General features: G+C 74.4%; 22 protein-coding genes and 2 tRNA genes. 4 read left to right on the forward strand and 20 right to left on the reverse strand.

The window, feature by feature from the left end:
- The first annotated feature begins 1 nt into the window (after window position 1).
- Window positions 2–745, forward strand: a complete 744-nt coding sequence (locus tag H7K62_RS06385) for a CofC family guanylyltransferase (protein ID WP_222437193.1) — start codon at window positions 2–4, stop codon at window positions 743–745.
- Between the two features lie 28 nt (window positions 746–773).
- On the opposite strand, the gene murA is transcribed toward H7K62_RS06385, so the two are convergent.
- From murA to leuC, 3 genes are all read right to left on the reverse strand, one after another.
- Entirely contained in the window at window positions 774–2,108 is a 1,335-nt protein-coding gene (gene murA / locus H7K62_RS06390; protein ID WP_186717132.1) for a UDP-N-acetylglucosamine 1-carboxyvinyltransferase, read from the reverse strand.
- 179 nt (window positions 2,109–2,287) lie between these two features.
- On the reverse strand, window positions 2,288–2,887 hold the full coding sequence (gene leuD / locus H7K62_RS06395; RefSeq protein ID WP_186717494.1) for a 3-isopropylmalate dehydratase small subunit: 600 nt from the start codon (window positions 2,885–2,887) through the stop codon (window positions 2,288–2,290).
- A 39-nt stretch (window positions 2,888–2,926) separates the two neighbouring features.
- Complete coding sequence (gene leuC / locus H7K62_RS06400; RefSeq protein ID WP_186717133.1) at window positions 2,927–4,354, reverse strand: 3-isopropylmalate dehydratase large subunit; 1,428 nt, start codon at window positions 4,352–4,354, stop codon at window positions 2,927–2,929.
- Window positions 4,355–4,440: 86 nt separating this feature from the next.
- On the opposite strand from leuC, the gene H7K62_RS06405 reads away from it, so the two are divergent.
- A complete protein-coding gene (locus H7K62_RS06405; RefSeq protein ID WP_186717134.1) occupies window positions 4,441–5,160 on the forward strand; it encodes an IclR family transcriptional regulator in 720 nt (239 codons plus the stop codon).
- Window positions 5,161–5,253: 93 nt separating this feature from the next.
- Here H7K62_RS06405 and H7K62_RS06410 read toward each other — a convergent pair.
- From H7K62_RS06410 to H7K62_RS06450, 9 genes are all read right to left on the reverse strand, one after another.
- Window positions 5,254–5,326 (reverse strand) — tRNA-Glu (locus H7K62_RS06410).
- A gap of 1 nt (window position 5,327) precedes the next feature.
- Window positions 5,328–5,399, reverse strand: a tRNA-Gln gene (locus H7K62_RS06415).
- A 5-nt stretch (window positions 5,400–5,404) separates the two neighbouring features.
- The gene (locus H7K62_RS23600; protein ID WP_186717135.1) at window positions 5,405–6,436 is read right to left on the reverse strand and encodes a CPBP family glutamic-type intramembrane protease; all 1,032 of its coding nucleotides are present in this window, start codon (window positions 6,434–6,436) and stop codon (window positions 5,405–5,407) included.
- A complete protein-coding gene (gene gltX, locus H7K62_RS06425) occupies window positions 6,433–7,950 on the reverse strand; it encodes a glutamate--tRNA ligase (protein ID WP_186717136.1) in 1,518 nt (505 codons plus the stop codon). The genes H7K62_RS23600 and gltX overlap by 4 nt, the downstream gene beginning before the upstream one ends.
- Entirely contained in the window at window positions 7,947–8,732 is a 786-nt protein-coding gene (locus H7K62_RS06430) for a fumarylacetoacetate hydrolase family protein (RefSeq protein ID WP_186717137.1), read from the reverse strand. The genes gltX and H7K62_RS06430 overlap by 4 nt, the downstream gene beginning before the upstream one ends.
- A gap of 187 nt (window positions 8,733–8,919) precedes the next feature.
- Complete coding sequence (locus tag H7K62_RS23605) at window positions 8,920–9,912, reverse strand: DUF559 domain-containing protein (RefSeq protein WP_186717138.1); 993 nt, start codon at window positions 9,910–9,912, stop codon at window positions 8,920–8,922.
- A 269-nt stretch (window positions 9,913–10,181) separates the two neighbouring features.
- Window positions 10,182–10,613: a ribonuclease HI gene (gene rnhA, locus H7K62_RS06440; protein WP_186717495.1), complete on the reverse strand. Its 432-nt coding sequence runs from the start codon at window positions 10,611–10,613 to the stop codon at window positions 10,182–10,184.
- Between the two features lie 23 nt (window positions 10,614–10,636).
- Complete coding sequence (gene cimA, locus H7K62_RS06445; protein ID WP_186717139.1) at window positions 10,637–12,286, reverse strand: citramalate synthase; 1,650 nt, start codon at window positions 12,284–12,286, stop codon at window positions 10,637–10,639.
- An 11-nt stretch (window positions 12,287–12,297) separates the two neighbouring features.
- Complete coding sequence (locus tag H7K62_RS06450; protein ID WP_186717140.1) at window positions 12,298–13,416, reverse strand: branched-chain amino acid aminotransferase; 1,119 nt, start codon at window positions 13,414–13,416, stop codon at window positions 12,298–12,300.
- A gap of 146 nt (window positions 13,417–13,562) precedes the next feature.
- Here H7K62_RS06450 and H7K62_RS06455 point away from each other — a divergent pair, with 146 nt between their 5' ends.
- The gene (locus H7K62_RS06455; RefSeq protein ID WP_186717141.1) at window positions 13,563–15,011 is read left to right on the forward strand and encodes a GGDEF domain-containing protein; all 1,449 of its coding nucleotides are present in this window, start codon (window positions 13,563–13,565) and stop codon (window positions 15,009–15,011) included.
- A gap of 4 nt (window positions 15,012–15,015) precedes the next feature.
- On the opposite strand, the gene H7K62_RS06460 is transcribed toward H7K62_RS06455, so the two are convergent.
- The 4 genes from H7K62_RS06460 to H7K62_RS06475 form a co-directional block, all read right to left on the reverse strand.
- Complete coding sequence (locus H7K62_RS06460) at window positions 15,016–16,095, reverse strand: 3-isopropylmalate dehydrogenase (protein ID WP_186717142.1); 1,080 nt, start codon at window positions 16,093–16,095, stop codon at window positions 15,016–15,018.
- 103 nt (window positions 16,096–16,198) lie between these two features.
- The gene (locus H7K62_RS06465; RefSeq protein WP_186717143.1) at window positions 16,199–16,891 is read right to left on the reverse strand and encodes a hypothetical protein; all 693 of its coding nucleotides are present in this window, start codon (window positions 16,889–16,891) and stop codon (window positions 16,199–16,201) included.
- Window position 16,892: 1 nt separating this feature from the next.
- Entirely contained in the window at window positions 16,893–17,510 is a 618-nt protein-coding gene (locus tag H7K62_RS06470) for an RNA polymerase sigma factor (RefSeq protein ID WP_222437197.1), read from the reverse strand.
- 88 nt (window positions 17,511–17,598) lie between these two features.
- Complete coding sequence (locus H7K62_RS06475; protein ID WP_222437198.1) at window positions 17,599–19,425, reverse strand: ABC transporter ATP-binding protein; 1,827 nt, start codon at window positions 19,423–19,425, stop codon at window positions 17,599–17,601.
- 76 nt (window positions 19,426–19,501) lie between these two features.
- Between H7K62_RS06475 and H7K62_RS06480 the strand changes: the two genes are divergently transcribed.
- Window positions 19,502–20,989: a DUF2252 domain-containing protein gene (locus H7K62_RS06480; protein ID WP_222437199.1), complete on the forward strand. Its 1,488-nt coding sequence runs from the start codon at window positions 19,502–19,504 to the stop codon at window positions 20,987–20,989.
- Between the two features lie 12 nt (window positions 20,990–21,001).
- On the opposite strand, the gene H7K62_RS06485 is transcribed toward H7K62_RS06480, so the two are convergent.
- From H7K62_RS06485 to H7K62_RS06500, 4 genes are all read right to left on the reverse strand, one after another.
- Entirely contained in the window at window positions 21,002–21,430 is a 429-nt protein-coding gene (locus H7K62_RS06485; RefSeq protein ID WP_370591643.1) for a DUF3253 domain-containing protein, read from the reverse strand.
- 138 nt (window positions 21,431–21,568) lie between these two features.
- Entirely contained in the window at window positions 21,569–22,588 is a 1,020-nt protein-coding gene (gene ilvC, locus H7K62_RS06490; RefSeq protein WP_186717500.1) for a ketol-acid reductoisomerase, read from the reverse strand.
- A gap of 81 nt (window positions 22,589–22,669) precedes the next feature.
- Window positions 22,670–23,212 carry an acetolactate synthase small subunit gene (gene ilvN, locus H7K62_RS06495; RefSeq protein ID WP_186717144.1) on the reverse strand — a complete coding sequence of 181 codons (543 nt, stop codon included), beginning with the start codon at window positions 23,210–23,212 and terminating at the stop codon, window positions 22,670–22,672.
- On the reverse strand, window positions 23,209–25,071 hold the full coding sequence (locus H7K62_RS06500) for an acetolactate synthase large subunit (protein WP_186717145.1): 1,863 nt from the start codon (window positions 25,069–25,071) through the stop codon (window positions 23,209–23,211). The genes ilvN and H7K62_RS06500 overlap by 4 nt, the downstream gene beginning before the upstream one ends.
- Between the last annotated feature and the right edge of the window lie 182 nt (window positions 25,072–25,253).

Consider the following 25,253-nt stretch of genomic DNA (forward strand, 5'->3'; position numbering starts at 1 on the left):
GGTGCTCCAGGACACCTGTCGGGACGGCTCGAGCGGCTCGAGCGGCTCGAGCGGCCCGGTGTGGCGCCTCCTCATGCCCGTCAAGGGCGGACCGACGGCCAAGAGCCGCCTGGCCGACGTCGTCCGCCGCGTGCCGGGGCTTGCCGAGGCCGTCGCGCTGGACTCGGTGGAGGCGGCGCTGGCCTGCCCGCGCGTGGCGTCCGTGCACGTGGTCTGCGCCGACGTGGGGCGCGGTGAGCGCCTCGCCGCGCTCGGCGCCCGGGTGGTGCGCGAGTCCGCCCCGGGCAGCGGCCTGCTCGCGGCCCTCGACGAGGGCCTGGCCGCGCTGCGCGCCGGCGCGCCCGACGGGCCGGACGGGCCGGGAAGGGACGACGACGCCGTCGCCGTCCTGCTCGCCGACGTGCCGAGCCTGCGCCCGGCCGACCTGGCGGCGGCCCTCGACGAGGCCCTCGCCGTGGTCGCGGCCGGGGGCACCGCCGCCGTGCCGGACGCCGACGGGACGGGGACGGTGCTGCTCGCCGGGCGCCTGCGCGGCCCGGCGGGCGGTCTGCTGAGGCCCCGCTTCGGGCCGGGGTCGGCGCTCGCGCACCGCCGCGACGGCGCGGTGCCGGTCGGCCTGGGGCTGGCGCGGCTGCGCCGCGACGTGGACACCCCCGCCGAGCTGGACGAGGCGAGGGCCCTCGGGCTCGGGCCCCGCACCGCGCGCGCCCTGGAGGGCTGCCCGCGGCGCGAGGCCTGCGCCTGACCCCTGACGACCGGAGCCCGAGCGGGGCTCAGACCCGGGCGGGCTCCTCGTCGCGCACGGCCTGCGCGCCCAGGGCCGCGAGCTTGTCCGCGAAGTGCTCGTAGCCGCGGTCGATGAGGTCGATGCCGTGCACGCGGGAGGTGCCGTCAGCGGCGAGGGCCGCGATGAGGTGGCTGAACCCGCCGCGCAGGTCCGGCACGGTGATGTCGGTCCCCTGCAGGCGCGTGGGGCCGGAGACCACGGCGGAGTGGCGGAAGTCCTGCGCGCCGAAGCGGCACGGGGTGGACCCCAGGCACTCGCGGTACACCTGGATGGTCGCGCCCATCCGCACGAGGGCGTCGGTGAAGCCGAGCCGGTTCTCGTAGACCGTCTCGTGCAGGATCGACAGGCCCTGCGCCTGGGTGAGGGCGACGACGAGCGGCTGCTGCCAGTCGGTCATGAAGCCGGGGTGCACGTCGGTCTCGAGCGCGATGGAGCGCAGCGGGCCGCCGGGGTGGGTGAAGCGGATGCCGGAGTCGTCGACGTCGAAGGCGCCGCCGATCTTCCGGAAGGTGTTGAGGAAGGTCATCATGTCGGGCTGGCGCGCGCCCTCCACGTAGACGTCACCGCCGGTGGCCAGCGCCGCGGAGGCCCAGCTGGCGGCCTCGATGCGGTCGGGCAGGGCGCGGTGCTCGTACCCGGTGAGGGAGTCGACGCCCTCGATGCGGATGACGCGGTCGGTGTCGACGCTGATGATCGCGCCCATCTTCTGCAGCACCGCGATGAGGTCGAGCACCTCGGGCTCGACGGCGGCGTTGCGCAGCTCGGTGACGCCCTCGGCGCGCACGGCCGTCAGCAGCACCTGCTCCGTCGTCCCGACGCTGGGGTAGGGCAGGGCGATGCGCGTGCCGCGCAGGCGGCGCGGGGCGGACAGCGCGATGCCGGAGGGGCGCTTGTCCACCACGGCGCCGAACTGGCGCAGCACGTCGAGGTGGTAGTTGATGGGGCGGTCCCCGATGCGGCAGCCGCCGAGGTCGGGGATGAAGGCCTCGCCCAGGCGGTGCACCAGCGGGCCGCAGAAAAGCACCGGGATGCGGCTGGATCCGGCGTGGGCGTCGATGTCGGCCACGGCCGCCACCTCGACGTCGGCCGGGTCGAGGACGAGCTCGCCGTCCTCGGCGCCCTCGGAGACGCGCACGCCGTGCAGCTCCAGCAGGCCGCGGACCACCGCGACGTCGCTGATGTCCGGCACGTTGCGCAGGCGGGAGGTGGTCTCGCCCAGCAGGGAGGCCACCATCGCCTTGGTCACGAAGTTCTTGGCGCCTCGCACGGCGACGCTGCCCTTCAGGGGCGCGCCACCGGTGACGGTCAGAGTGCTGCTCATGGGTCCCCTCGTGTTCGCCCCTCGAGCGCGCGGGACGCGCGGCCGGCCGCTGGGGCGTCCAACAAGTCTGCACCAGGTCTGCACCGGGGCAGAACGGGCGGTGACCACCCGGTGCGTCACCAGGTGGTCACCGCCCGCTCACGGGCCGACCGGGGTCGACGGCGTCGACCGGGGCGAGGTCAGGAGAGCACGGGCAGCGTGGCCGGCTTCCAGCTCGGGCGGGCCGCCTCGAAGGCGTCGATGTCGGCCTCGTGGCGCAGGGTGAGGCCGATGTCGTCCAGGCCCTCCATGAGGCGCCAGCGGGTGTAGTCGTCCACCTGGAAGGTGAAGACCGAGGTGCCGCAGGTGGCGGTCTTCTCGGCCAGGTCCACCGTGACCGTGGCGCCGGGGTCGTTGTCCAGCAGCTTCCACAGCTGCTCGACGTCCTCCTGCGTCATCTGCCCGGCCAGCAGCCCCTGCTTGCCGGAGTTGCCGCGGAAGATGTCGGCGAACCGGGAGCTGAGCACCACGCGGAAGCCGTAGTCCTTGAGGGCCCAGACGGCGTGCTCGCGGGAGGAGCCGGTGCCGAAGTCGGGACCGGCGACCAGCACCGACCCGTTCCGGAAGGCGTCCTGGTTGAGCACGAAGGTCGGGTCGTTGCGCCACGCGGCGAACAGGCCGTCCTCGAAGCCGGTCTTGGTGACCCGCTTGAGGTAGACCGCCGGGATGATCTGGTCGGTGTCGACGTTGCTGCGGCGCAGCGGCACGCCGACGCCGGTGTGGGTGGTGAAGGGCTCCAGGGCCATGTCAGTTCCTCGGGCTCGTCAGCGGGGTGGCGCTCAGACCAGGGCCGGCTGGGCGGCCGGGGCGAGGTCGGCGGGGCTGGACAGGGTGCCGCGGACGGCGGTGGCGGCGGCCACGGGGACGGAGACGAGGTGCGTGCGCCCGCCCTTGCCCTGGCGGCCCTCGAAGTTGCGGTTGGACGTGCTGGCCGCGCGCTCGCCGACGGCGAGCTGGTCGGGGTTCATGCCCAGGCACATGGAGCAGCCCGCGCCGCGCCACTCACCGCCGGCGTCGAGGAAGACCTGGTCCAGGCCCTCCTCCATGGCCTGCAGGCGCACCCGCACGGAGCCGGGCACCACCATGAGGCGCACGCCCTCGGCGACCTTGCGGCCCTTGAGCACGTCGGCGGCGACGCGCAGGTCCTCGATGCGGCCGTTGGTGCAGGAGCCGATGAAGACGGTGTCGACGGCGATCTCGCGCATCGGCGTGCCCGCGGCCAGGCCCATGTACTCCAGGGAGCGCTCGGCGGCGGCGCGCTGGCCCTCGTCGGTCATCTGCGCGGGGTCGGGGACCGAGCCGCTCAGCGGCACGCCCTGGCCGGGGTTGGTGCCCCAGGTGACGAACGGCTCCAGGTCGGCCGCGGAGATGACCACCTCGGCGTCGAAGACGGCGTCGTCGTCGGTGACCAGCTCGCGCCAGCTCTCCACCGCCGCGTCCCAGTCGGCGCCCTTCGGCGCGTGGGGCTTGTCCTGGATGTAGGCGAAGGTCTTCTCGTCCGGCGCGATCATGCCGGCGCGGGCGCCGGCCTCGATCGACATGTTGCAGATGGTCAGGCGCGACTCCATGGACAGCGCCCGGATGGCCTCGCCGCGGTACTCGAGCACGTAGCCCTGCCCGCCACCGGTGCCGATCTTGGCGATCACCGCGAGGATGATGTCCTTGCTGGTGGTGCCCTCGGGCAGCTCGCCGTCGACCGTGATGGCCATGGTCTTGAACGGGGCCAGCGGCAGCGTCTGGGTGGCGAGCACGTGCTCGACCTCGGAGGTGCCGATGCCGAAGGCCAGCGCGCCGAACGCGCCGTGCGTGGAGGTGTGGGAGTCGCCGCAGACGATGGTCATGCCCGGCTGGGTCAGGCCGGTCTGCGGGCCGACGACGTGGACGATGCCCTGGTCGACGTCGCCCAGGGAGTGGATGCGGACGCCGAACTCCTTCGCGTTGCGGCGCAGGGTGTCGACCTGGGTGCGGCTGACGAGGTCCGCGATCGGCTTGTCGATGTCCACCGTGGGGATGTTGTGGTCCTCGGTGGCGATCGTCAGGTCGGGGCGGCGCACGGGGCGGCCGGCCTCGCGCAGGCCGTCGAACGCCTGCGGGCTGGTGACCTCGTGGATGAGGTGCAGGTCGATGTAGAGCAGGTCGGGCTCGCCCGCCGCTCCCTTGCGCACCACGTGCGCGTCCCAGACCTTCTCGGCCAGCGTGCGTCCCACTGCGTCCTCCCACATCCGGTGCTGCCCGTCACGGCGTGTCGCCAGCTGGCTTGCGCTCTCAGCATTTGAGACGGGAGTATCGAGCCGTGGACAAGTCTAGCGGAGTCGGCGTCCTGGACAAGGCCGTCGGCGTGCTCACCGCGCTCGAGGCCGGCCCGCTGTCCCTCGCGCAGCTCGTCAGCGCCACGCAGCTGTCCCGGCCGACCGCCCACCGCCTCGCCGTCGCCCTCGAGCACCACCGCCTCGTGGCGCGGGACCTCCAGGGCCGCTTCGTGCTGGGCGCGCGCCTCGGCGAGCTCGCCGCGGCCGCCGGGGAGGACCGCCTGCTGGCCAGCGCGGGCCCGGTGCTCGTGGCCCTGCGCGACTCCGCGCACGAGAGCGCGCAGCTCTACCGGCGCCAGGGCGACGTGCGGGTGTGCGTCGCCGCCGTCGACAGGCCCGGACCGGGCCTGCGCGACTCCGTGCCCGTGGGCGCGTCCCTGTCCATGCACGCGGGATCGGCCGCGCAGGTGCTGCTCGCCTGGGAGGACCCGGAGCGCCTGCACCGCGGCCTGTCCGGCGCGGCCTTCACGGCCGCCGGGCTCGCGGCGGTGCGGCGGCGGGGCTGGGCCAGCTCCGCCGCCGAGCGCGAGGACGGCGTGGCGTCCGTCTCGGCGCCGGTGCGCTCCCCCGCCGGGCGGGTGGTGGCCGCGGTGTCGGTCTCCGGGCCGCTACAGCGCCTGGGTCGCCAGCCGGGCCGCCTGCACGCCGAGGCCGTGCTCGCGGCGGCCTCCCGCCTCTCGGACGCCCTGGCCCGCTCCGCCTGACCGCGCCTCGCGCCGCAGCCGAAAGCCCGGCTGCGGCAGGCGTGAACACGAAAGAAGAGGCCCGGTGCGCATCTGCGCACCGGGCCTCAGGTGTAGCCCCGACGGGATTCGAACCCGCGCTACCGCCTTGAGAGGGCGGCGTGCTAGGCCACTACACAACGGGGCCGCTGGGGTACCAGGACTCGAACCTAGACTAAGGGAATCAGAATCCCTTGTGCTGCCAATTACACCATACCCCACCCGGTCACCTGGGGTTCTCACCCTCGGTGACCGAAGCACTGGCACTGCCTCGAAGTCCGGCCTGCAGACCGTCCCGCGTGACCGCGCCGAGGGAAGACTCTACCCGAGGTGGGACCGAGAGCCGAACCAGCCCCCTCCGACGGGCGAGCCACGCCGTCCCGAGCACGACCAGCACGAAGCCCAGGACGTCCAGGAGCACCAGCTGGGGAGACGCCGACGTGCTCGCCAACGACTCCCCCAGCCCGCCGGCGAGCACCGTCGGCACGAACACGACGACGTTGTTGACGGCGTGGAAGGCGATGCCCGCCTCGAGCCCACCCGTGCGCCACGCGAGGTACGACGCGGTGAGGCCGAAGAGGAACCTGTCGGCGTAGAGCCACGGGTCCTGGTCGCCGTGGGCGAAGGCGAACGCCGCCGCGGACACCAGCGCCGCCACCACCGCCCCCACCACGGGCCGGCGGAACCACGAGCCGACGGCCTGGCTCATCCACCCGCGGAAGAGGTGCTCCTCCCCCGCCGCCTGCAGCGGCGTGGTGAGGAGGACGACGACGACGAGCACGGCCGTCGAGGCGGCGCTGCGCTGGTCGCCCGAGCCGAACGGCTGCTCGCCGGCGGCCAGCGCCAGCATCCCCAGCCCGAGCACGCTGGTGCCCACCACCGCGGCGGGCACCAGCGCGGACAGCAGCAGCCACCTCCAGCGCGTGCGGCCGACCACGGAGGCCTGCCAGCGCGGCGCGATGCCGTGCCCGACGCGCACGGCCGCCCAGCTGAGCGGGATGAGCGCCGCCAGGACGAGGTTGTTGGCGAGGAAGGCCACCGGGCTGGAGAGCAGCTCGGACTCAGTGGGCGGACGCCCCAGCACCGCGCTGGCGACGGTCGCGGCCGCGAGCCCCAGCCCGACGAGCACCACGAGGCCGCCCAGCACCACGGCGGCCCCCACCAGGGGGCGCCACCAGCGGTGCCGGGGCCCGCGCAGCAGCTGCGGGTAGGGGCGCGGGCCCCAGCGCACCTGCTCGTCGCGCTCGTCGGGGGTCACCCCAGGGAGGCCCTCAGCGCGCGCAGGCGCTCCAGGGAGCTCCCACGGCCCAGCAGCTCCATCGACTCGAACAGCGGCGGCGAGACGCGCCGGCCGGTGACGGCCACGCGCAGCGGCCCGAAGGCGAACTTGGGCTTGACGCCCAGCCCGTCCACGAGCGCCTCGCGCAGCGCGGCCTCCAGCGCGACGGCCGTCCAGGCGTCGTCGTCGAGCCGCTCCAGGGCCGCGGTGCTCGCGTCGAGCACGTCGGCGGCCTCGGGCCGCAGCGACGCCCGGGCGTCCTCCTCGACCACGAGCGCGTCGTCGTCGACGAAGAGGAAGCCGAGCATCGGCGCGGCCTCGCCGAGCAGCACCATGCGCTCCTGCACCAGCGGAGCGGCCGCCGTCAGCACCTCGAGCTGGCGCTGCGACGGCTCGGCCGGGAGCACGCCGTCGGACTGCAGCCGGGCGAGCACCCGGTCGCGGAAGTCGTCGGCGGGCAGCAGCCGCATGTGGGCCGCGTTGATGGCCTCGGCCTTCTTGAGGTCGAACCGCGACGGGCTCGCGACGACGTCGGCGATGTCGAACGCCCCGACCATCTCGGCGGGCGTGAAGACGTCGCGGTCGGGCCCGATCGACCAGCCCAGCAGCGCGAGGTAGTTGAGCAGCCCCTCGGGAAGGAACCCGCGGTCGCGGTGGACGAAGAGGTTGGACTCCGGGTCCCGCTTGGACAGCTTGCGGTTGCCCTCCCCCATGACGTACGGCAGGTGCCCGTACAGGGGCGTGACGTGCGCCGTCCCGATGGCCTTGAGCGCGTCGAAGAGCGCCAGCTGCCGGGGCGTGGAGGAGAGCAGGTCCTCACCGCGCAGCACGTGGGTGATGCCCATGAGCGCGTCGTCGACGGGGTTGACCAGCGTGTACAGCGGCGTGCCGTCGGCGCGGGCCACCACGTAGTCGGGCACCGATCCGGCGGGGAAGCGCACCTCGCCGCGCACGAGGTCGTGGAAGGAGTGGTCTCCGTCGGGCATCCGCAGGCGCCACACGTGCTGGCGACCGGCCGCCCGGAACTGCTCCTTCTCGGCCTCGGTGGTGTCGCGGTCGGCGTTGTCGTAGCCGCGCTGGGGGTCCTCCCCCGCGGCCCGGCGGCGCTCGGCGGCCTCCTCCGGGGTGGAGAACGACTCGTAGACGTACCCGCCCTCGACGAGCTTGGCGAGGACGTCGGCGTAGAGCGCGCTGCGCTGGGACTGCCGGTACGGCTCGTGCGGGCCGCCGACCTCCACGCCCTCGTCCCAGTCCAGGCCCAGCCAGCGCAGCGCCTCCACCATCTGGTGGTAGCTCTCCTCGCTGTGGCGGGCGAGGTCGGTGTCCTCGATGCGCAGGACGAACGTGCCGCCGGTGTGCCGGGCGTAGGCCCAGTTGAACAGGGCCGTGCGCAGGAAGCCCACGTGGGGCACGCCGGTCGGGGACGGCGCGATGCGCACCCTGACCGGGCCCGCGCCCGCCGTCGTCGTCGGGGTCGTGGGGGTCTCGCTCATCGCCGCACCACCGGGTTGCTGAGGGTGCCGATGCCCTCGACCTCGACCTCGACCCGCTGGCCCTCGCGCAGCTGCCCGACGCCGGCGGGGGTGCCGGTGAGGATGACGTCGCCGGGCAGCAGCGTGAAGGCGCGGCTGGCGGTGGCGACGAGCTCGGCGACGCCGAAGACCATGTCCCCGGTGGTGCCGTCCTGCACGGTCCTCCCGTCGAGGCGGGTGGTCAGGCGCAGGTCCTCGACGTCCTCGAGGGTGAGGTCCGGGACGATGTACGGGCCGAGCGGCTTGGAGGAGTCGAAGCCCTTGGCGCGTGCCCACTGCCCGTCGCCCTTCTGCCAGTCGCGCGCGGTGACGTCGTTGGCGACGGTGTAGCCGAAGACCACCTCGGCCACCCGGTCCTCGGGGACGTCCTTGCAGACGCGCCCGATGACGACGGCGAGCTCGCCCTCGTAGTCCACGCGCTCCGAGCCCTCCGGCATGACGATCGGGTCTCCGGGGCCGATGACGGCGGTGTTGGGCACGAGGAACATCAGGGGCTTCTCGGGCAGCTCGTTGCCCATCTCGCGGGCGTGGTCGGCGTAGTTGCGGCCGATGCCCACGACCTTGCTGCGCGGGATGACCGGCGCGAGCAGGCGGGCGTCGGCCAGCGGCACGCGCTCGCCGGTCGGCTGCAGCGGGGCGTAGAGCGGGTCGCCGACGACGACGTGGATCACCTCCTCACCGGCCTCCCCCTCGACGAGGCCGAACCTCGGGTCGTCTCCGGTGGTGAACCTGGTGATGCGCACCCGTCAAGCCTAGATCGGACGCGAGTCCGCGCTCCCTCCCCCCGGGCGTGATCACAGGCGTTGGGCATCCGTCGCTCCCTCGGCGGGCTCCGGGCTGGGCAGGCTGAGTTCCGGTGGGCAGGTTGAGTTCCGCTTCCGGGCCTGGAAGCGGAACTCAGCCTGCCCACCGGACGTGAACCTGCCCGGCTCAGCGCGGCGAACGGGCTGGGGCCCGCAGCCACAGCCTGGGGGCGCCCCCGCGCCGACCCGGCACGTCGACGACGACCGGCAGCTCCGCGCCCGCCAGCTGCGCCCTCCGGACCGCGGCCACCTCGAGCACCTCGCGCCGGCACGCCTCCGGCTCACTGGTCAGGCGCCGGTGGGAGAAGCGGACGGTCTGGATGCCGACGCCGGCCACGCGCGCGTCGCGGGTGATGTCCCGCTCCCGCTGCCACGGCGAGTCGTGGTAGGCGCGGCCGTCGAGCTCGATGGCGAGCGCTGCTGTCTCGTCGTAGCAGTCGAGGACGGACAGCTGGCCAGCAGCGAGCACCTCCACCTGGCGGTGCAGGTGCTCGAAGGCGGGTCCGGTGAAGACGTGGTCGTAGCCCCACAGCTCCAGCTCGCTGCGGCAGCCGGCCACGATCTTCCCCACGAGCTGGCGCAGCTCGCCGGCCCCCGCCACCTGCCGGCGCGCGGTGAGCTCGTCCTCCAGGTCAGCGGCCGTCAGCAGCTGCTTCCTCACGCCGACCAGCGCCGGTGCCCGCTGGTCGCTGCCGCTCAGCAGCGGCCAGCTCTCCACGACCGCGCGCTGGGCGGAGACCACCTCGAGACCCTCGCGCACCACGCGGCCGGGCTCGGCCCGGCTGCGGTGGAGCTCCAGCCGCCAGGCGCCTGTTGCGGGGACCGTGCGGCGTCGCGGGTGCGGGACGGTGACGTGGACCGCAGCCGATGCCACGTCCTCGGGCACGGGCAGCCCGTGCAGCTCGAGCGCGCTGGTGTGGGACAGGGCGCTCGGCGCCCCGGCGAAGATCAGCGCCGACCGGGCACGGTCTCGTGGCGCGTCCACCCGCTCTGGGAGGGCGAGGACGCCCGGCAGGACCCTGACCACAGCTCCGGACGCCACCGCTCGAGCGACGGCGCCGGTGCTGCACGCCGCCGCCAGCTGCGCCCACGGTGCTGTGCCGCCGAGGCGCTCGAGCACAGCGGGGACGCGAGATGCGGGCGGCACCGCGCCAGCGTCTCCGCTGACGTGCTGACCCGGTGATGTCGGCGGGCCACCTGTGGACGACGACGCCACCCGAAGGCGCCACACCGGAGCTGTGGGCGGCTGACGGGCTCCGGGCTGGGCAGGCTGAGTTCCGGTGGGCAGGCTGAGTACCGGTTCCGGGCCTGGAAGCGGAACTCAGCCTGCCCACCGGACGTGAGCCTGCCCAGTCAGCGCCGGCTCGAGGTCCGGGGTCAGCAACCGGGTCAGCGGGCGGTGGCGCGGACCTGGTCGACGCCCTTGTTGGCCAGCGCGTCGGCGGCCTCGTTGCCGGGGTCGCCGGCGTGGCCCTTGACCCAGCGCCACTGCACGTCGTGGCGGGCGACGGCGTCGTCGAGGGCCCGCCACAGCTCGGCGTTCTTCACCGGCTGCTTGGACGCGGTGCGCCACCCGTTGCGCTTCCACCCGGCGATCCAGCTCTGGATGCCCTGCATGACGTAGGTCGAGTCGACGTGCAGCAGCACCGTCGAGCGCCGCTTCAGCGCGCCGAGCCCCTCGATGACCGCCGTGAGCTCCATGCGGTTGTTCGTCGTGGCCGCCTCGCCGCCGAAGAGCTCCTTGGTGTGCTCCCCGGAGCGCATGAGCACGCCCCAGCCGCCCACGCCCGGGTTGCCCTTGCAGGCGCCGTCGGTCCACATCTCGACGACGGGCTGCTCCTCGCTCACGCCGGTGACGCGGTGGACGTCGCCGGGGAGGCGCCGGGCACCGGGGCGCCGGACTTGAGGAGCCCGTACGTGATGCCGTCCACCAGGGCCTGCCAGGAGGCCTCGACGAGGTTGGGCGCCACGCCCACCGTCGTCCAGGTGGCCCGCCCGTCGGTGGTGTCGATGAGCACGCGCGTGGTGGCGTCGGTGCCCGCGTCGGCGTCGAGGATGCGCACCCGGAAGTCGGTCAGGTCGAGCCCGGCGATCTGCGGGTAGACGGGGATGAGCGCCTGCCGCAGCGCGGCGTCGAGGGCGTTGACGGGGCCGTTGCCCTCGCCGGTGGCGACGAGCCGCCGCCCGCCGGCGTGCAGCTTCACGGTGGCCTCCGACGTGGGGCCGGTGCCCTTGCCGTGCTCGATGAACGCGCGCCAGCTCTCCACCTCGAAGTAGCTGGGGCGGGCACCGTCGCGGACCTCGCGCAGCAGCAGGTCGAAGCTGGCGTCGGCGGCCTCGAAGGTCCACCCGGCCAGCTCGAGCTCCTTGACCCGGGCGACGGCGCGGGAGAGCACGTCCTGGTCACCGGCGAGGTCGTGGCCGAGCTCGCGGCCCTTCAGCTCGATGGAGGCGCGCCCGGCCATGTCGGAGACGAGCATCCGCATGTCGTTGCCGACGGCGGTCGGGTCGGTGTGCTGGTAGAGGTCGGGGTCCACGCGGATGGCGCTGGCGTGCAGGCCCGCCTTGTGCGCGAACGCCGAGGCGCCCACGTACGGCGAGCGCGCGTACATCGCCACGTTGGTGATCTCCGCGACCGCGTGGGCGATCCGGGTCGCCTCGCGCAGGCACTCCGCGGGCACCACCGGCAGGCCGAGCTTCAGCACCAGGTCGGCCGCGACGACGACGAGGTCGGCGTTGCCCGTCCGCTCGCCGTACCCGTTCACGCAGCCCTGGACGTGAGTGGCACCCGCGCGCACGGCGGCCACGGAGTTGGCGACGGCGCAGCCGGAGTCGTTGTGGGCGTGCATCCCGACCCGGGTCCCGGCGGGCGAGGCGGCGAGGGTGGCGGCGACGACCTCCTCGACCTCGTGCGGCAGCCGGCCCCCGTTGGTGTCGCAGAGGACGACGGCCTCGGCGCCCGCCTCCACGGCGGCGCGGACGACGGCGAGGGCGTGGTCGCGGTCGAGCTCGTACCCGTCGAAGTAGTGCTCGGCGTCGAGGAAGACGCGCCGGCCGTTCGCCACGAGGTGCTCGACGGTGTCGCGCACCATGGCGAGGTTCTCCTCCTCGGTGGTGCGCAGCGCCAGCTTCACGTGCCCGACGTGGCTCTTGGCGACGACCGTCACCACCGGCGTCTGCGCGTCGAGCAGCGCCTGGACCTGCGGGTCGGTGGCCGCCGACCCGCCGGCGCGGCGGGTGGCCCCGAACGCCGCGAGCACGGCGTGGCGCAGCTGCAGCTCGGTGCGGGCGCGGGCGAAGAACTCGGTGTCGCGGGGGTTGGCCCCGGGCCAGCCGCCCTCGATGAAGCCGACGCCCAGCTCGTCGAGGTGCGCGGCGATGGCCAGCTTGTCGGCCACGGAGAGGTTGAGCCCCTCCTGCTGCGCGCCGTCACGCAGGGTCGTGTCGTAGACCTGGACGGGGTTCGCCGTCGGGCTGGTCGTCGTCGAGCTCATCGTGGGTCTCCTCAGACCAGGCGGTGCATCCAGCCGCGGCGGTCTTCGGCGCGGCCGTACTGGACGTCGAGCAGGGAGGCGCGGACGGCCTCGGTGACCTTCCCGGCCACCTCCGTGTCAGCGGAGGCGGGCTTGGTGTCCGCGCCGTCCACGAAGCTGCCGATCGGGGTGACGACGGCGGCGGTGCCGCACGCGAAGGCCTCGGTGACCTCGCCGCTGGCGGCCATGGAGAGCCAGTCGTCCAGGGCGATGCGCTGCTCGACGGGCTCCAGGCCCATGTCGCGGGCGAGGTCGAGGATGGAGTCGCGCGTGACGCCCTCGAGGATCGAGCCGGTCAGCTCCGGGGTGAGGAGGCGTCCGTCGGCGGTGACGAGGAAGACGTTCATGCCGCCCAGCTCCTCCACCCACCGCTGCTCGGTGGCGTCGAGGAAGACCACCTGGTCGCAGCCGGCGGCGTACGCCTCCTGCTGGGCCAGCAGGCTCGCGGCGTAGTTGCCGCCGCACTTGGCGGCACCGGTACCGCCCGCGGCAGCGCGCGAGTAGGTGCGGCTGACCAGCAGCTTCACCGGTCGGGGGCCGCTGGTGAAGTACGAGCCGGCCGGGGAGGCGATGACGAGGTAGTCGACCTTCGCAGCGGGGCGCACGCCGAGGAACGCCTCGGAGGCGAACATGAACGGGCGCAGGTACAGGCTGGTCTCGCCGCCGGTGGGCACCCACGCCTCGTCGGCGGAGACCAGCGCCTCCAGCGAGGCGAGGAAGTCCTCTTCGGGCAGCTCCGGCAGCGCCAGGCGTCGGGCGGAGCGGGCGAAGCGCGCCGCGTTGGCCCGCGGGCGGAACGTCCACACCGAGCCGTCGGCCCAGCGGTAGGCCTTCATGCCCTCGAAGACCTCCTGCGCGTAGTGCAGGACGGCGGCGGAGGGGTCCATGAGGAGCGGCCCGTAGGGCTCGACGCGGGCCTGGCCCCAGCCGCCCTCGGCGGTCCAGACGGCGTGCGCCATGTGGTCGGTGAAGTGCTTGCCGAACCCCGGGGAGGCCAGCACGGCCGCGCGGTCGGCGTCCGAGACGGGTGCGGGGTGCGGCTGGCGCTCGAAGGACAGCGGCGCGGTGGCCTGCAGGCTGTCAGCGGACATGCTACGGAAGCGTAGCCTCCGCGCCGGGCTGGTCGGAGCGCCTCCGCACGGGCGGGTGCGCCGAGGTGCGGGGGCGGGCTCTCCGGACCCTCCGGACCCGCTGGGCCCTCAGGGGCGGACCGCCGCGTGCCGATGCAGACGGCGTGGTGCGCCCTCGACCCTCCCGGCGCGCGGAGGTCGTGGCCGCGCTGGTGTGCGTCGCCGGCGCGACCACCGTCCCGCTGCTCCCCCACCACCCGCTGGCCAGCGCCGCCGCCGTCCTCGCACCGGTGCTCCTGCTCCTGGTCGTGGCCCTGCGGCGCCGCCTGGTCTGGACCGCGGCCGGCGCGGCCCTCATGGCGGCCGGCGACGTCGTCTTCCGGCTCCTGTGGTGGGCGCAGGGCACACCGGTCGTACCCTCGGTCGCCGACGTCGCCTTCGTGCTGGGGTACCTGGCGCTGCTGCGCGCCGCGCACCTGGCCGCGGGCCCAGGGCGCAGTGGTGCGACGCTCGACGCCCTCATCGTCGTCGCCGGCCCCGCGGCGGTGGTCGCGGCGGCCGTCCACGGGCCGCTGGCGGCGCTCGCCGTCACCGGCACGCCGCTGCAGACCGCCCAGGCGCTGGTCGCGCCGCTGTTCGACCTGGCGCTGCTGGTCCTGGTGGTGCGCGCCTCGGTGGTGGGGGCGCTCACCCGCCCGCAGGCCGCGGCGCTCCAGACCGCCGTCGTGCTGCTGCTGGTCGGCAACGCCGGCTACCTGGTGCTGGTCGACCTCGCGCCCGGCCTGCTGCGGCCCTGGCTGGGCGCGCCGTTCGGGCTGGCGTTCTCGCTGGCGGCGCTCGCCGCGAGCGCGCCCGCTCCCACCCGCCCTGCGCCGCGGACCTCCCCCAGCGGCTCCCGGCTGGTGCTGGCGCTGCTGCCGGCCTCGGCGTGCCTGCCCGCGGCGGTGCTCGTGCTGCAGGGGGTGGTGGGGGCCGGTGTCGACTGGCAGGTGCTCGGCACGGGCGCCCTGCTGGCGGCCGTGCTGAGCACCCTGCGGCTGCACGGCGCGCTGCGCGTGGCGGGTGACCAGGCGCGCGAGCTGGAGCGGCTGGCCCACGTCGACGACCTCACGGGCCTGCCCAACCGCCGCGCCTGCAGCGCCGCCGCTGAGCGCCTGGCCGGCGCGGACGAGACCCCCGTGGCCCTGGCGCTGCTGGACCTCGACAGGTTCAAGGCCGTCAACGACTCCCTCGGCCACGCGGGCGGTGACGCGCTGCTGCGCGCCGCGGCGCGCGCGTGGTCGGCCGTGCTGCCGGCGGGCGCGGACCTGCACCGGTGGGGCGGGGAGGAGTTCGTGCTGCTGCTCGGCGGGGCGGCGGCCGAGCGCGCCGAGGTGCTGGTCCAGGACCTGCGGCTGGCCACACCGGCCCCTCACACCGTCTCGGCCGGGCTGGTGGCGCGCCGGCCCGGCGAGGACGCCGCCTCGCTGCTCGCCCGGGCCGACGCGCTGCTCTACCTCGCCAAGGAGGGTGGGCGCGACCGCGTCTGCACCGACGCGTCCCCGGCCCCGGCCCCGGCCCCCGCCGACGACGACGCGGGCGCACCCCGGCCGGGTACGCCCGCGTCGTCGTCCTGAGCGGTCAGGACAGGCGCGCCACCAGGGCGTCGCCAACCTGCGACGTAGAGCGCTTCGCGGTGCCGCGCTCGAGCAGGTCCGCCGCGACGGCGGCCTCCACGCGGGCGGCCGCGTCGGCGTGGCCGAGGTGCGCCAGCAGCATGCCGACCGACAGCGCCGTGGCCGTGGGGTCGGCGATCCCCTGCCCGGCGATGTCGGGCGCGGAGCCGTGGACGGGCTCGAACATCGACGGCGCCGTGCGGTCGGGGTTGATGTTGCCGCTGGCCGCCAGGCCGATGCCGCCGCAGACGGCCGCGGCGAGGTCGGTGACGATGTCGCCGAAGAGGTTGTCGGTGACGATGACGTCGAACCGGCTCGGGTCCTGGACGAGGTAGATCATCGCGGCGTCGACGTGGGCGTAGTCGGCGGTGACGTCAGGGAAGTCGGCGTTCACGCGCTCGACGGTGCGGCGCCACAGGTGCCCCGCGAACGTCAGCACGTTGTGCTTGTGCAGCAGCGTCAGCTTCTTGCGCGGGCGGGCCTGCGCACGGGCGAAGGCGTCGCGGACCACGCGCTCCACCCCGAAGGCGGTGTTGACGCTGACCTCGGTGGCGATCTCGGCCGGGGTGCCCACGCGCAGCGCACCGCCGTTGCCGGTGTACGGGCCCTCGGTGCCCTCGCGGACGACGACGAAGTCGACGTCGCCCGGGTCCGCCAGCGGGCCGCGCACGCCCGGGAAGAGCTTGCCGGGGCGCAGGTTGACGTAGTGGTCCAGCTCGAAGCGCAGCTTGAGGAGCAGACCGCGCTCCAGCACGCCGGAGGGGACGCCGGGGTCGCCGACGGCGCCGAGCAGGATCGCGTCCGCGCCGCGGACCTCCTCGAGCACGCTGTCGGGCAGCGTCTCGCCGGTGGCGTGCCAGCGCTTGGCGCCCAGGTCGTACTCGGTGGTGTCGACGGCGGTGCCGGCGGGCACCGCGGCGCGCAGCACCTTGAGGCCCTCGGCCACGACCTCCGGGCCGATGCCGTCACCGGCGATGACGGCGAGCTGGATGCTCGAGGGCGGCGTCGACGACGCGGTGGAGGGCGCTGCTGCGGTGCTGGTCATGACCGCAGAGGCTACCGACGCCGCGGTGCCCTCCCCGCTCCCCAACCGTGATCATGGACCTCCCGTGCACTTTCAGCCGTGATCATGGAGTTCCCGAACACCATCACCCGCCTGAGGGCATCCAGTCGGTCCCGAGCGGGGGCACCCGCACCGGGGTGCACGCAGCGACCGGGCCGCTCGCGACGTCGAACGCCACGCGCACAGTCACGCCGCTGACGGGGCGGACGTCGTCGTCGGGGTCCTCGTCAGCCGCCTTCAGCTCCGTCTCGGTGAGCGTCCGCGCGGACGCCATGATGACGAGCGTCGTCCCCCGCGGGACTGACCCAGCGGGCACGCGCGCACCGAAGCTGCGCTCGCCCGTCGAGACGGTCAGCCCCGACACGTCCACGTCGGCGCTCGTGGAGCGACCGGGCTGGCACCAGGTGCCGTCGGGCAGGAACGTCACGTCGGCGCTGATCCCTTCTGCCTCGAGCGCCCGTTCGAGGCCGAGCGCGTCGTCGAGGCGGTTGACCTGCACGTCGACGTCGCCCGCGGTGTCGCGGCTCACCGCCCAGGCCGGCTCTGCCTGGAGCGTCGGGATGACCACGAGCCCGCCGGCCACCACGGCGACGGCCGCTGCCGCCACGAGGAGCGGCCTGCGCGTCCAGCGCCGCCGGGCGCGCTCCTCCGCAGCGCCCGCGGCCGGGGTCCGACGCTCCTCGACGACCTCGCGCAGCGCGGTGAGCAGACGTGCGTCGTAGGCGTCCATGCGCTCGTCGCGCTCGGGGTGGTCGCGCTGGTCGGTCTCGGGGTCCACGTCAGGCCTCCTGGGAGCGGTCGGTGGGGGCGGGCTGGGCGGGGTCGGCGAGGGGCGGGACCGCGCGGCGCAGTCGCCCCCGGGCGCGGTGGAGGCGCACGCGCGCGGCACCAGCGCTGATGCCGAGCACCTGGGCCACGTCGACCAGCGGGAGGTCGTCGACGACGACGAGCTCCAGCACGTCGCGCAGCGGACCGGGCAGGGCGGCCAGCTCGCCGTGCAGCCGCCGGGCGCTCGCGGCGGCGTCGACCTGCTCGGCGAGCCGCTCGTAGGCGTCGTCGTCGACGAGGGCCCGTGCGTCGACGCGGCGCTCGACGCGCCGGCGGCGCGCGGTGGTCTCGTGGTGGCCGGCCACCACGTGGCGGGCGATGCCCAGCAACCACGCGACAGGGCTGGCGCGGGCAGCGTCGTAGCCGCCCGCCGATCCGATCGCGCGCACGAAGACGTCAGCGGTGAGGTCGGCGACGTCGTGGGGATCGCGCACGCGGCGCGCCACGAACCGCTCGACGTCGCGCACGCACGCGCGGTACACGGCCTCGAGCGCGTCGGGGTCGGCACCCATGCGGGCGCAGCGATCCGCCAGCTCGGCGCGGACGCTGGTCGCTGGAGGCGTGCTCACACCCCTCCTTGCTGCCGCACCGCAGAAGCGTTACAGCATGTTCGGGAAGTCCATGATCACGGTGGGAAAGTGCTCGGGAGGCCCATGATCACGGACGGGGGGCGGGGGCGGGAGCGTGCTCGCCGGTCTGCACGGCCCACAGGCCGGCGTAGGCGCCGCCGAGGGCCACCAGCTCGTCGTGGGTGCCGGACTCCGCGACCCGCCCAGCGGCGAGCACCCAGATGCGGTCCGCGTCGCGGACCGTCGACAGGCGGTGGGCGACCACGAGCGCCGTCCGCGTGGCCGTGACCCGCGCCAGGGACCGCTGGATGGCGGCCTCGGTCTCGGTGTCGACGGCGGAGGTCGCCTCGTCGAGCACGAGCAGCGCCGGGTCGCGCAGGAGCGCCCGGGCCAGCGCGAGCCGCTGCCGCTGCCCGCCCGACAGGGTCTGGCCCCGCTCCCCCACCACGGTGGCGTAGCCGTCGGGCAGCGCGGCCACGAACTCGTGGGCCTCCGCGGCGCGCGCGGCCTCCTCGACCTGGGCGTCGGTCGCGTCGGGACGGCCGTAGGCGATGTTCTCCCGCACGGTGCCGTGGAAGAGGAAGGCGTCCTGGCTCACGTAGCCGATCGCGCCGCGCAGGGAGTCCCACGTGAGGTCGCGCACGTCGTGGCCGTCCAGCAGCACCGCGCCCGCGCGCGGGTCCGCGAAGCGCAGCACCAGGCGCAGCAGCGAGGACTTGCCCGCGCCGGTCGTGCCCACCACGGCGTGGGTCTGCCCGGCGGGGACCACCAGGTCGAGGTCACCGCCGGGCCCGCCCAGGACGTCGGGCCCGTCGTCGTACCCGAACCGCACACCGCGCAGCTCCAGTGCGCCGCGCGGCGGGGACGACAGCGCGACGGCGCCCTCCACGGCGGACGGACGCAGCTCGAGCAGCCCGAAGATGCGGCGGGTGGACGCCATGGCCCGCTGGTAGAGGTCGAGCGTCTGGCCGAGGTCGGTGAGCGGCCAGAGCAGGCGCTGCGTCATGAAGACGAGCACCGTGAACAGGCCCACCTCGAGGCGGCCCTGGAGCGTGTACCAGCCGCCCAGCAGCAGCGTGGCCGAGAACCCGGCGAGGATGGCCATCCTGATCAGCGGGACGAACGCCGAGCTGGAGCGGATGGCGCGGGCGTTGGCCAGCCGGTAGTCGCGGGACGCGCGGGCCACCCGGGCGCTCTCGCGCTGCTCGGCCGTGAAGGCGCGGATGGTGGCGACGCCGCCGAGGTTGCCGGCCACCACCGCCGCCACCTCCCCGGCGGTCGAGCGCACGTCGGCGTACAGAGGCTCCAGGCGGCGCTGGAACCGGATGGAGCCCCAGGCGATGACCGGGACCGGCAGGAACGCCAGCACCGCCACCTGCCACGAGGTCACCCCGAAGACGATGCCCACGAACACCACGGTGAGGAGGGTGTGGAGCACCGTGCGCGCGCCGACGTCGAGGAAGCGCTCCAGCTGGTTGACGTCGTCGGAGAGCACCGACAGCACCTGCCCGGACGGCGTGCGCTCGTGCCACCCGACGTCCATGGCCTGCACGGCCGTGTACGCCTCGGTGCGCAGCTCGTCCTGCACCGACTGCGCGAGGCCGCGCCACAACACGGAGGCGGCGTAGTCGGTCAGCGACTCCACCACCCACACGAGGGCGTTGACGACTGCGACGACGACGAGCTGCTCGAAGCGCCCCTCGACGCCGAGGACCGTGCCCACGAACGAGTCGCTGCCGCGGACCACGATGTCGATGGCCACACCCAGCAGCAGCTCCGGCGCCACGTCGGCGGCCGTGTTGAGGGTGGTCATGAGCACCGCGAGCGCGAATCGGGGGCGGTGGCGGCGGTGGTGGCGCCACAGGGCGCGCAGCGGTGGGGTCGCCCCCAGGGGCGCCGTGGCGGCAGCGGTCACGAAGCCCCAGCCTAGGGGGCGGGTAAGGATCACCTAACTCCGCGAGCGGGACCCCGGGGTGCCACGCTGCGCGGTCGTGGGCATCGAGACGGGACACCTCCGCGAGCCGGGCCGGCCGGGCCACGTGGTGCTGGCGCAGGCGGACTCCGCCCCGTACGGCTCGCTGCGCTCGCGCCCGCTGCCCCGCGCGGAGCGGTACGCGCTCGGCAGGTCGCTGCGCCAGGAGGTCCCGCGCTCGGCCCTGGCGGACTGGCGGCCCGCCGCGGACCGCCGCAGCGTGGTCGACCAGATCCGGGAGGCCCACGAGGGCCGGCTGGAGCGCCTGGTGCCCGTGCGGGTGGGCCGCATGGCCGCGAGCCCCTACGGCTTCCTGCGCGGCACGGCCGGTCTCATGGCCGCCGACCTCGCCACGCTGCCCGCCACCGGCATCACCCCGGTGATCTGCGGTGACTCCCACATCGGCAACGTCGGCCTGTACGGCTCGCCGTCGCGGGAGCTGGTGCTGGACCTCAACGACTTCGACGAGGCCCACCCGGGCCCGTGGGAGTGGGACCTGCGGCGCCTGGTGGCCAGCGCGTGGGTGGCGGGGCGGCAGGCGGGCCTCGCGGAGGACTCCTGCGAGCGGGCGGTGCGCTCGGCCGTGCGCGCCTACCGGGAGCACCTGCACGAGCTGGCGGAGCAGCCGCTGCTGGAGCGCAGCTGGACCAGCTTCGGGGTGGACCGCCTCGCCAGCGCCACCAAGGACCCCGGGCTGCGTCACGAGGTGGAGCGCGCGGCCAAGCGGGCCCGCCACCGCACCAGCGACCGCGCGCTGCCGCGCTTCACCGAGGTGGTGGCCCGCGAGGACCGCTCCGGAGGCGCCGACGGGTCCGGAGGGGCGGTGTTCGAGCGGCGGATCGTGGTGGAGCCGCCGCTGATCACCCGTCCCGAGCCGGACGACGCACCGCTGCTGGCCGAGGCGCTGGACGCCTACCTCGGCACGCTGGCACCGCACTGGGCGCGCCTGCTGGGCGGCTACACGCTGGTGGACATCGCGCACAAGGTGGTGGGCGTCGGCAGCGTCGGGCTGCGGGCGTACGTGGCGCTGCTGGAGGGCTCCGACAGCGACGACGTCGTCTTCCTGCAGCTCAAGCAGGCCCGCCGCTCCGTCGTCGCCCCGTGGGTGCACGGCGACAACGCCTGGCACAAGCACCAGGGCCAGCGGGTGGTGGAGTACCAGCAGGCGCTGCAGACCACCTCCGACCCGCTGCTGGGGTGGACGACGGTCGGCGAGCGCCAGTACTACGTGCGCCAGTTCCGGAACATGAAGGGCTCGGTGGTGCTCGACGGGATCGGCGCCAACGCGCTGCGCGACTACGCGGGCGTGTGCGCCCAGCTGCTCGCCAAGGGGCACGCGCGGACCTCGGGCGCCTCGATGATCGCCGGCTACCTGGGTTCGTCGGACAAGGCCGACACCGCGCTGGCCACCTTCGCCCGGCGCTACGCCGACCAGACCGAGGCCGACCACGCGGAGCTGGTCGACGCGGTCTCCCGCGGGGTCCTGCCGGTCGAGCGCGGCGTCTGAGCGCGCGGCCCCTCAGCGGGGGCGGCGCACCCGGATCGGGCCCTTGGCCGTGTCGGGGTCGACGACGGCGCCGCCCTGCGTGATCTGCGCCCGCCCCGCCACCACGAGCCGGCGCGCCGCCGCACGGGCCGGCTCCATGAGGTCTCGCCAGCCCTCCCCCTCCAGACCCCGCTCGCCCGCGACGGCGCGGGCGGCCTCCGACGGGCAGACCGAGGACGACGGCGCACGGGCGTCCAGGAGGCGCTCCAGCGACGCCTCGAGCGCGGCGTCGACGTCGTGAGCGGCCCCGGAGCGGGCGCGGCGCCGGCAGGCGTCGGAGCAGTAGCGGACGCCCTCCCAGTCACGCTCCCACTTCTTGCGCCACGTGATGGTGCGGCCGCACACCGCGCACGGCTTGGTGGGCAGCTCGCTCTTCGCGCTGGTGCGGGACCCTCTGCTCACACGTGCTGCAACGCTGGGGGGCTGCGCACCACTCCCGCTCTGGCTCAGGGTGGCCCCGGTCCAGCAGGAACGGACCAGGGCCACCCTGAGCCACTCGGGGAGCGGCGCGGGGTGGCCCTGGTGCGGGACGCGGGGGCGTCAGCGGGCGGCAGAGCCCTCGACGTAGTCGTCGTCCTTGGTCTCGACCCAGCTCATGAGCTTGCGCAGCTCGGCGCCGGTCTTCTCCAGCTGCGAGCCCTGCTGCTCGGAGCGGAACTTCTTGAACTCGGGCGCGCCGGCGTCCTGGTCCTCGATGAACCGCTTGGCGAAGGTGCCGTTCTGGACGTCGGTGAGGACGTCCTTCATGCGGGCCTTCACCGAGGCGTCGATGACGCGCGGGCCGGAGACGTAGTCGCCGTACTCGGCGGTGTCGGACACCGACCAGCGCTGCTTGGCCAGGCCGCCCTCGTACATGAGGTCGACGATGAGCTTCAGCTCGTGGAGGCACTCGAAGTAGGCGACCTCGGGCTGGTAGCCCGCCTCGACGAGGGTCTCGAAGCCGGCCTGCACCAGCGCGGACGCGCCGCCGCACAGCACGGCCTGCTCGCCGAACAGGTCGGTCTCGGTCTCCTCGGTGAAGGTGGTCTTGATGCCGCCGGCGCGCAGGCCGCCGATGCCCTTGGCGTAGGACAGCGCGAGCGGCCAGGCCTTCCCGGTCGCGTCCTGCTCCACGGCCACGATCACCGGGACGCCGCGGCCCTCGGCGTACTCGCGGCGCACGAGGTGGCCCGGGCCCTTGGGGGCGACCATGGCGACGTCGACGTCGGCCGGGGGCTTGATGTAGCCGAAGCGGATGTTGAAGCCGTGGCCGAAGAAGAGGGCCTTGCCGGCGGTCAGGTGCGGCTCGACGGACTCGGCGTAGACGTGGCGGGCCACGTGGTCGGGCACCAGCAGCATGATGACGTCGGCCCACTCGGCCGCCTCGGCGGCGGTGGTGACGGTCAGGCCCTCGGCCTCGGCCTTGGCGCGGCTCTTGGAGCCCTCGGCCAGACCGACCTTCACCTCGACGCCGGAGTCGCGCAGCGACAGCGAGTGGGCGTGGCCCTGGCTGCCGTAGCCGATGACCGCGACCTTGCGGCCCTGGATGATCGACAGGTCGGCGTCGTCGTCGTAGAACATCTCAGCCACGGTGGCTGTCACTCCTTCAGTAGGGATGTGTCGGGAAGTCTGGCGGACGGGCGTCAGGCGGTGCCCGGTGCCCTAGGCGCTGCGCAGCGCCCGGTCGGTGATGGAGCGCGAGCCGCGGCCCACGGCCACGACCCCGGACTGCACGATCTCGCGCACCCCGAACGGCTCGAGCACCTTGAGCAGCGCGGCGTTCTTCTCCGGCGCGCCGATCGCCTCGATGGTCATGGCCTCGGGGGCGACGTCGACGACGGCGGCCCGGAAGACGTTGACCACGTCCAGCACCTGGCCGCGGGTGGTGGCGTCGGCGCGGACCTTGACCAGGAGCACCTCGCGCTGGACCGAGGTCTCCGGCTCCAGCTCGACCACCTTGAGGACGTTCACCAGCTTGTTGAGCTGCTTGACGACCTGCTCCAGCGGGGAGTCCTCGACGTCGACCACCACGGTGATGCGCGACAGCGACGGGTGCTCGGTGGGCCCGACGGCGAGGGAGTGGATGTTGAACGCGCGCCGCGCGAACAGCGAGGCCACGCGCGCCAGGACGGCGGGCTTGTCCTCGACGAGCACCGACAGGGTGTGGCGGGTGCTCGAGCTGCTGGTGGGGGTGAGCGCGCTCATCGGGCGGTTCCGTTCATCTCCAGGCCGGTCTCCGGGTCCTGCTCCTCGCGGTCCCACACGGGCGAGAGGCCGCGGGCGTACTGGATGGCGTCGTTGGAGACGCCGGCGGCGACCATCGGCCAGACCATCGCGTCGCGGTGCACCACGAAGTCGACGACGACGGGCCGGTCGTTGATGCTCATGGCCTTTTCGATGACGGCGTCCAGGTCCGCCGGGTCCTCGCAGCGCAGGCCCACGCACGCGTAGGCCTCGGCCAGCGTGACGAAGTCGGGGATGCGCTGGCCCTTGGCCCGGCCGACCCCGGTGTGCAGGTCGGTGTTGGAGTACCGGCCGTCGTAGAACAGCGTCTGCCACTGGCGGACCATGCCGAGGCTGGAGTTGTTGATGACGGCCACCTTGATCGGGATGCCCTCGATCGCGCAGGTGGCGAGCTCCTGGTTGGTCATCTGGAAGCAGCCGTCGCCGTCGATGGCCCACACGGTGGTGTCCGGGCGGCCGACCTTGGCGCCCATGGCGGCGGGCACCGAGTAGCCCATGGTGCCCAGGCCGCCGGAGTTGAGCCAGGTGTTCGGCTTCTCGTAGGAGATGAACTGCGCGGCCCACATCTGGTGCTGGCCCACGCCGGAGGTGAAGACCGTGTCCGGGCCGCTGATCTGCCCCAGGCGCTGGATGACCTTCTGCGGGCTCAGGGACCCGTCCTGCGGCTCGTCGTAGCCGAGCGGGTAGGTGGTGCGCAGGTCGTCCAGCTGGCGCCACCAGCCGCCCAGGTCGGCGCGCCGCCCGGCGGCGTGCTCGGCCTCCAGGGCCGGGACCAGGTCGGCGATGACCTCCTTGGCGTCACCGACGATCGGGACGTCCGCGCGGCGGTTCTTGCCGATCTCCGCGGGGTCGATGTCGGCATGGACGATCGCGGCACCGGGGGCGAAGCTCGAGAGCAGGCCGGTGACCCGGTCGTCGAAGCGCGCGCCCAGGCTGACGATGAGGTCGGCCCGCTGCAGCGCCGTCACCGCGGCCACGGTGCCGTGCATGCCGGGCATGCCGAGGTTGGCCGGGTGGGAGTCGGGCAGGGCGCCGCGGGCCATGAGCGTGGTGACCACGGGCGCGCCTGAGGTGTCGACCAGGCGCCGCAGCTCCGCGGAGGCGCCGGAGCGGATGACGCCGCCGCCCACGTACAGCACCGGGCGCTTCGCCTCGGCGATCATGCGGGCCGCCTCGCGGACCTGCTTGGCGTGCGGGCGCGTGGTCGGGTGGTAGCCGGGCAGGTCCAGCTCGGCCAGCGAGGTCGGCCACTGGAACGTGGTCATCGCCTGCTGGGCGTCCTTCGTGACGTCCACGAGCACCGGGCCGGGGCGGCCGGTCGAGGCCAGGTGGAAGGCCTCGGCGATGACGCGCGGGATGTCCGCGGGATCGGTCACGAGGTAGTTGTGCTTGGTGATCGGCTGGGTGATGCCGACGATGTCCGCCTCCTGGAAGGCGTCGGTGCCGATCGCCGTGGAGGAGACCTGCCCGGTGACCGCGACCAGGGGCACCGAGTCCATGTGGGCGTCGGCGATGGCGGTGACGAGGTTGGTGGCGCCCGGCCCCGACGTCGCCATGCAGACCCCGACGCGGCCGGTGGCGGCGGCGTAGCCCTGCGCGGCGTGGCCGGCGCCCTGCTCGTGGCGCACGAGCACGTGGCGGAGCTTCGTCGAGTCGAGCAGCGGGTCGTAGGTGGGCAGGATCGCTCCGCCCGGGAGGCCGAAGACGACCTCGACCCCGGCGCTCTCGAGGGAGCGCACGATGCTCTGCGCTCCCGTCATGCGCTCCGGTGTGCCGCTGGCCGGCTGGGCGGCGGCGCCCTCGGTGCTGGCGGTGCTCATCGGTCCTCCTGCTGCTGTGCTGCTGGTCGCGGGGTCGTGCTGTGCGAGCAGCCCGGCCCCTCGTTCCGCCGGGCATGGAAAGACCCCCCGGCTCCGGTGTCAGCGGAGTCTGCGGAGGGTCGCGCGCGGCGGGACGTCGACGACGGCGTCAGCTCGCGCGCTGCGCGAGTACGACGACGAGG

This window comes from Quadrisphaera sp. RL12-1S, assembly GCF_014270065.1.
Taxonomy (GTDB): domain Bacteria; phylum Actinomycetota; class Actinomycetes; order Actinomycetales; family Quadrisphaeraceae; genus Quadrisphaera.